6 protein-coding genes are annotated in these 5,688 nt (G+C 63.7%); 1 reads left to right on the plus strand and 5 read right to left on the minus strand.

Annotation, left to right across the window (positions count from 1 at the left end; translation table 11 throughout):
* The coding region (locus VMR03_RS16365) for a DUF2244 domain-containing protein (RefSeq protein ID WP_325407103.1) at positions 1-303 on the plus strand (303 nt) is incomplete at its 5' end.
* 126 nt (positions 304-429) lie between these two features.
* On the opposite strand, the gene VMR03_RS16370 is transcribed toward VMR03_RS16365, so the two are convergent.
* The 5 genes from VMR03_RS16370 to dnaK form a co-directional block, all read right to left on the minus strand.
* Positions 430-1,062, minus strand: coding sequence for a 2,3-bisphosphoglycerate-dependent phosphoglycerate mutase (locus tag VMR03_RS16370; protein WP_325407105.1), 633 nt, complete (start codon positions 1,060-1,062; stop codon positions 430-432).
* Positions 1,063-1,090: 28 nt separating this feature from the next.
* The gene (gene dapB / locus VMR03_RS16375) at positions 1,091-1,921 is read right to left on the minus strand and encodes a 4-hydroxy-tetrahydrodipicolinate reductase (protein WP_414693194.1); all 831 of its coding nucleotides are present in this window, start codon (positions 1,919-1,921) and stop codon (positions 1,091-1,093) included.
* A 95-nt stretch (positions 1,922-2,016) separates the two neighbouring features.
* Positions 2,017-2,355 (minus strand): DMT family protein, encoded by a 339-nt coding sequence (locus VMR03_RS16380; RefSeq protein WP_325407107.1) that lies wholly within the window; start codon positions 2,353-2,355, stop codon positions 2,017-2,019.
* Positions 2,356-2,433: 78 nt separating this feature from the next.
* The gene (gene dnaJ / locus VMR03_RS16385) at positions 2,434-3,579 is read right to left on the minus strand and encodes a molecular chaperone DnaJ (protein ID WP_325407109.1); all 1,146 of its coding nucleotides are present in this window, start codon (positions 3,577-3,579) and stop codon (positions 2,434-2,436) included.
* Between the two features lie 107 nt (positions 3,580-3,686).
* Entirely contained in the window at positions 3,687-5,600 is a 1,914-nt protein-coding gene (gene dnaK / locus VMR03_RS16390) for a molecular chaperone DnaK (protein WP_325407111.1), read from the minus strand.
* Positions 5,601-5,688: the final 88 nt, after the last annotated feature.

Genomic DNA, 5,688 nt, shown 5'->3' on the forward strand with positions numbered 1-5,688 from the left:
CTTGTTTATTGGGCTTTCCACGCCAACTACCGCGCCGCCCGTGCCCATGAGACGGTGCAGCTTTCCGATAACGAGTTGCGTGTCCGGCACGTGGACCAGAAGGGACGCGCCCGCGCCTGGAGCTTCCAGCCTTATTGGGTGCGGCTCGAAACGGTCGAGCATCCCGACGAGACCAAAGACATCTATCTCGTCTCGCACGGGAAGGCGCTCGAGATCGCGCATTGCCTCTCGCCGGCGGAGCGGATCGACTTCGCGAAGGCATTGAACCGCGCGCTCATTGAACTGAAGACGCCTTCGATCTGAAGCCCTCCCCCCTTGAGGGGGAGGGTTGGGAGGGGGGTAGGCTGCAAGGAAGAGTCTCTCGAAGAAGACCCCCCACCCGATCAGCTTTGCTGATCGACCTCCCCTCAAGGGGGGAGGTAAGTTCGGTCAATGCGCCTCGCGCTCGATCAGATCCGTCTTCTTCAGGACATTCCCCTTGTCGTCGAGCTCATAAACGATCGGCGCACCGGTGCCGATGTTGAGCGCAATGACCTCTTCCTGATTGAGTTTGTCGAGCACCATCACCAGCGCGCGGAGCGAGTTGCCATGCGCCGCGACCAGCACACGCTCGCCTTTCAGCACGCGCGGCAGGATTTCCTTTTCGAAATAGGGCAGGACGCGCGCCGCCGTGTCCTTCAGGCTCTCGCCGCCGGGCGGCGGAATATCGTAGGAGCGGCGCCAGATATGCACCTGTTCCTCGCCCCATTTCGCCCGCGCATCGTCCTTGTTGAGACCGGAGAGATCGCCGTAATCGCGCTCGTTCAAAGCCTGATCCTTGACGACGGGCAAATTCGGCTGGCCGAGTTCCTCCAGCAGAATGCGGTTCGTCTCCTGCGCGCGCGACAGCGCCGAGGTATATGCGACGTCGAATTGGTAGCCTTTATCCTTCAGCGCCCGGCCCGCCTCACGCGCTTCGCGCTTGCCCTGTTCGGTGAGGCCGGGATCGCGCCAGCCCGTGAAGAGGTTTTTCTCGTTCCATTCGCTTTGTCCGTGGCGGACGAGAACAAGCAGGTTCGACACTTTGATTTTCCTTTATTCGTAGACTGATTTACTGGATGCCGAGAACGTCGGCCATGCTGAAGAGCCCCGGTCCCTTGCCCTGGCCCCACATGGCCGCGCGGATCGCGCCGCGGGCGAAAATCGCGCGGTCCTCGGCAACGTGCCCGAGCACGATGCGCTCCGACGGCCCGGCGAAGATCACCTGATGGTCGCCGACGACGCTGCCGCCCCTGAGGCTCGCAAAGCCGATCGCGCCTTCCTCGCGCGCGCCGGTAATGCCGTCACGTCCGCGTTCGGAATGATTGCCGAGCGTAATGCCGCGGCCTTCCGCCGCCGCCTCGCCGAGAAGGAGGGCGGTGCCGGACGGCGCGTCGACCTTGTGGCGATGGTGCATTTCGACGATCTCGATATCCCAGGAGGGATCGAGCGCCTTCGCCGCCTGGCGGACGAGTGCCGCGAGCAGATTGACCCCGAGGCTCATATTGCCGGCCTTGACGATGGTGGCGTGCCGCGCCGCCGCCGCGATCCGCGCCTCGTCCGCGTCCTCGATACCGGTCGTGCCGATCACATGAACGATGCGGGCTTGCGCCGCGAGCCCGGCGAATTCGACGCTGGCGCGCGGCACCGAGAAATCGATCAGCGCGTCGGCTTGCCCGATGACGGCGAGCGCGTCGTCCGACGCCGCGATGCCGAGCGGCGCGGCAAGCCCCGCCAGCGTCCCGAGATCGGCGCCGACATGGGGGCTGCCCTTGGCCTCGATGCCGCCGGCGAGCGTCGCGCCTTCGGTCTCATGGATGAGCTTCAGCAGCGTGCGGCCCATCCGGCCCGCGCAGCCCGTCACCGCGATCTTCACATCCTGCGTCATGATCCTGCCCGGCATGAAACCTCAGGCGGCGGGTATATCAGGCCCTCCCCGCGAGGTAAATCCGGCCGCCGACCCGGTCTTTGCATCGAAGAGAGGCCCCTCGAAGCTCCTCATCCGCGGAAAATAAACCACGCGCCGGCCGCGATCAGCGCAAAGCCGATGGCCGTATTCCATGTCGGCGCCTGGCCGAGATAAAACGCCGAGAAGCCGACAAAGACGGTGAGCGTAATGACTTCCTGAATCGTCTTGAGTTGCGTCGCCGAATAGACCGACGAACCGAAGCGGTTCGCGGGGACCGCGAGGCAATATTCAAAAAGTGCGAGCCCCCAGCTGATCGCGATCACCATGACGAGCGGCGTCGCCTTGTACTTCAGATGCCAGTACCAGGCGGTCGTCATGAAGAGATTGGAAAGGGTGAGAAGGCCGATCGGCAGCAGATAGGCTTGCATGGCAACCCGAATGAAAAAGGACCCCGCTGGAATTGCGGGGTCCCGATAGTAACGCAAAGCCGTTCCGTGTCGCCTCACTCAGCTCTGAAACCCGTCCCAGAATTCCTTCACCCGGGCAAAGAAGCCCGAACTCTCCGGATTGGTCTCGCTGCTCGACGCCTTCTCGAATTCCCGCAGCAATTCCTTCTGCTTCTTCGAAAGGTGGACCGGCGTCTCGACGGTCGTCTGGATATAGAGGTCGCCGATTTCGCGCGAATTGATCACCGGCATGCCCTTGTCCTTGAGGCGGAATTGCCGCCCCGTCTGGCTGCCTTCGGGAACCTTCAGCTTCACGCGCTTGCCGTTGAGCGTCGGCACCTCGATCTCGCCGCCGAGCGCGGCCGTGGTCATCGAGATCGGCACCCGGCAGAAGAGATCGGCGCCATCGCGCTGGAAAATCGGATGCGGCCTGACCGAGAGGAAAATATAAAGGTCGCCCGAAGGCCCGCCGCGCAGGCCCGCCTCGCCTTCGCCGCTGAGCCGGATGCGCGTGCCGTCCTCGACGCCCGCCGGGATATTGACCGAGAGCGTGCGCTCGCGCTCGACGCGGCCGGCGCCGTGGCAGGTATGGCAAGGCTTCTCGATAGTCTGGCCCCGGCCATGGCAGGTCGGACAGGTTCGCTCCACCGTGAAGAAGCCCTGCGTCGCGCGCACCTTGCCGGCGCCCTGGCAGGTCGTGCAGGTGACGGGTTGTGAGCCGGGCTCCGCGCCCGAGCCGTGACAGGTCTCGCAGGACACCGAGGACGGCACGCGGATCTGCGCTTTCTTGCCCTCGTATGCCTCTTCGAGGCTGATCTCCATGTTGTAGCGAAGGTCCTGGCCGCGCGCCTTGCCGCCGTCGCTCCGCCGCCCGCGCCGCCCGCCCATGAACTCGCCGAAGAGATCGTCGAAGATATCGGACATCGACGCCGAGAAATCGCCGCTGAAGCCGCCCGGACCGCCGCGCGCGCCGGCGCTGCCGTCGAAGGCGGCATGGCCGAATTGGTCGTAGGCCGCCCGGCTCTGCTCGTCCTTCAGCACGTCATAGGCTTCGTTCAGTTCCTTGAACTTCGTCTCCGCTTCCTTGTCGCCGGGATTGCGGTCGGGGTGAAGCTCCTTCGCCTTGGCGCGATAGGCCTTCTTCATCTCGTCGGCGGTCGCGTTCCGCGCGACACCCAGCACTTCGTAGAAATCACGTTTGGACATTGATCAGGGTCTCACAGAGCGACGCCCCGGCGAGCCGAAACTCACCGGGGCGTTGTCATGCGTGTAAGGGGTGAACGACATGGGACAAGCCCGCCTGGAGAATCGGCTCAGTTCTTGTCGTCCCGCTTGTTTTCGTCGACTTCCTCGAAGTCGGCATCGACGACATCGTCGGCATTGCTGCTCGACGGGCCGCCATCGCCGGCCGCGCTCTCGTCCTGCGCGGCCTTGTAGATGGCCTCGCCGAGCTTCATCGCGACTTGCGTCAATTCCTGCGTCTTCGCCTTGACGTCGTCGGCCGAACCGTCCTTCAGCGCCGTTTTGAGCGCCTCGACGGCGGCTTCGATCTCGCCCTTCACGTCGGCCGACACCTTGTCGGCATTTTCGGCCAGCGTCTTCTCGGTCGAATGGACGAGCGCTTCGGCGTGGTTGCGCGTCTCGACCTCCTCGCGCTTCTTCTTGTCCTCGGCGGCATGAGCTTCGGCGTCCTTCACCATCTGCTCGATGTCTTTTTCCGACAGACCGCCCGAAGCCTGGATGCGGATCGACTGTTCCTTGTTGGTCGCCTTGTCCTTCGCCGACACGTTGACGATGCCGTTGGCGTCGATGTCGAAGGTGACTTCGACCTGCGGCACGCCGCGCGGCGCCGGCGGAATGCCGATCAGATCGAACTGGCCGAGCAGCTTGTTGTCGGCGGCCATTTCGCGCTCGCCCTGGAAGACGCGGATCGTCACGGCCGACTGGTTGTCGTCGGCGGTGGAGAAGGTCTGCGACTTCTTGGTCGGGATCGTCGTGTTTCGGTCGATGAGGCGCGTGAAGACGCCGCCCAGCGTTTCGATGCCGAGCGACAAGGGCGTCACGTCGAGGAGCAGCACGTCCTTGACGTCGCCCTGCAGCACGCCGGCCTGAATGGCGGCGCCCATGGCGACGACTTCGTCGGGGTTTACCGACTTGTTCGGTTCCTTGCCGAAAAACTGCTTCACCACGTCCTGGATTTTCGGCATGCGGATCTGGCCGCCGACGAGAACGATCTCGTCGATCTGCGCCGCCGTCACGCCGGCATCCTTGAGCGCCTTCTTGCAGGGTTCGATGGTGCGCTGGATCAGATCTTCCACAAGCGCTTCGAGCTTGGCGCGGGTGAGCTTCATCGTCAGATGCTTCGGACCGGAGGCATCCGCCGTGATGAAGGGGAGGTTCACTTCCGTCTGCTGCGCCGAGGAGAGCTCGATCTTCGCCTTTTCGGCCGCTTCCTTCAGACGCTGCAGCGCGAGCTTGTCGCCGCGAAGGTCGATGCCGTTTTCTTTCTTGAACTCGTCGGCGAGATAGTTGACGAGACGCATGTCGAAGTCTTCGCCGCCGAGGAACGTGTCGCCATTGGTGGCTTTCACCTCGAAGACGCCGTCGCCGATTTCAAGAATGGAAATATCGAAGGTGCCGCCGCCGAGATCGTAGACCGCGATGATCTCGCCGGCCTTGCGGTCGAGACCATAGGCGAGCGCCGCCGCCGTCGGTTCGTTGATGATGCGCAGCACATCGAGGCCCGCGATCTTGCCGGCGTCCTTGGTCGCCTGGCGCTGGGCGTCGTTGAAATAGGCGGGCACGGTGATGACGGCCTGCGTCACCTTTTCGCCGAGATAGGCCTCGGCCGTTTCCTTCATCTTCTGCAGCGTGAAGGCGGAAATCTGCGAGGGCGAATATTTCTCGCCATTGGCCTCGACCCAGGCGTCGCCGTTCGGCGCGCGGACGATGTCGTAGGGGACCATCCCCTTGTCCTTCTGGGTGGTCGGGTCGTCATAGGAGCGGCCGATGAGCCGCTTGATCGCGAAGAAGGTGTTGGTCGGGTTGGTGACGGCCTGGCGTTTCGCCGATTGGCCGACGAGTCGCTCGCCGTCCTGAGTGAAGGCCACGATCGACGGCGTCGTCCGCAGGCCTTCGGAATTCTCGATCACTTTCGGCGTGGAACCATCCATGACCGCGACACACGAGTTTGTCGTGCCAAGGTCGATGCCGATTACTTTTCCCATCTCAAAGGTCCTCTTCTCTGTGCGGCAGGCCGTGCGAGCCCGTTCTGTATAGGCGCTCGCGCACCGTCCCGAAAGTGGCGCGGGTCGC

Origin of the sequence: Parvibaculum sp. (genome assembly GCF_035511255.1) — a bacterium.
In the GTDB taxonomy this organism is placed as follows: domain Bacteria; phylum Pseudomonadota; class Alphaproteobacteria; order Parvibaculales; family Parvibaculaceae; genus Parvibaculum.

What these genes read in the sequence shown, in the direction of transcription:
- dapB (WP_414693194.1), bottom strand. Translation starts at nt 1,921, where the DNA reads ATGCCGGGCAGGATCATGACGCAGGATGTGAAGATCGCGGTGACGGGC.
- VMR03_RS16380 (WP_325407107.1), bottom strand. Translation starts at nt 2,355, where the DNA reads ATGCAAGCCTATCTGCTGCCGATCGGCCTTCTCACCCTTTCCAATCTC.
- dnaJ (WP_325407109.1), bottom strand. Translation starts at nt 3,579, where the DNA reads ATGTCCAAACGTGATTTCTACGAAGTGCTGGGTGTCGCGCGGAACGCG.
- dnaK (WP_325407111.1), bottom strand. Translation starts at nt 5,600, where the DNA reads ATGGGAAAAGTAATCGGCATCGACCTTGGCACGACAAACTCGTGTGTC.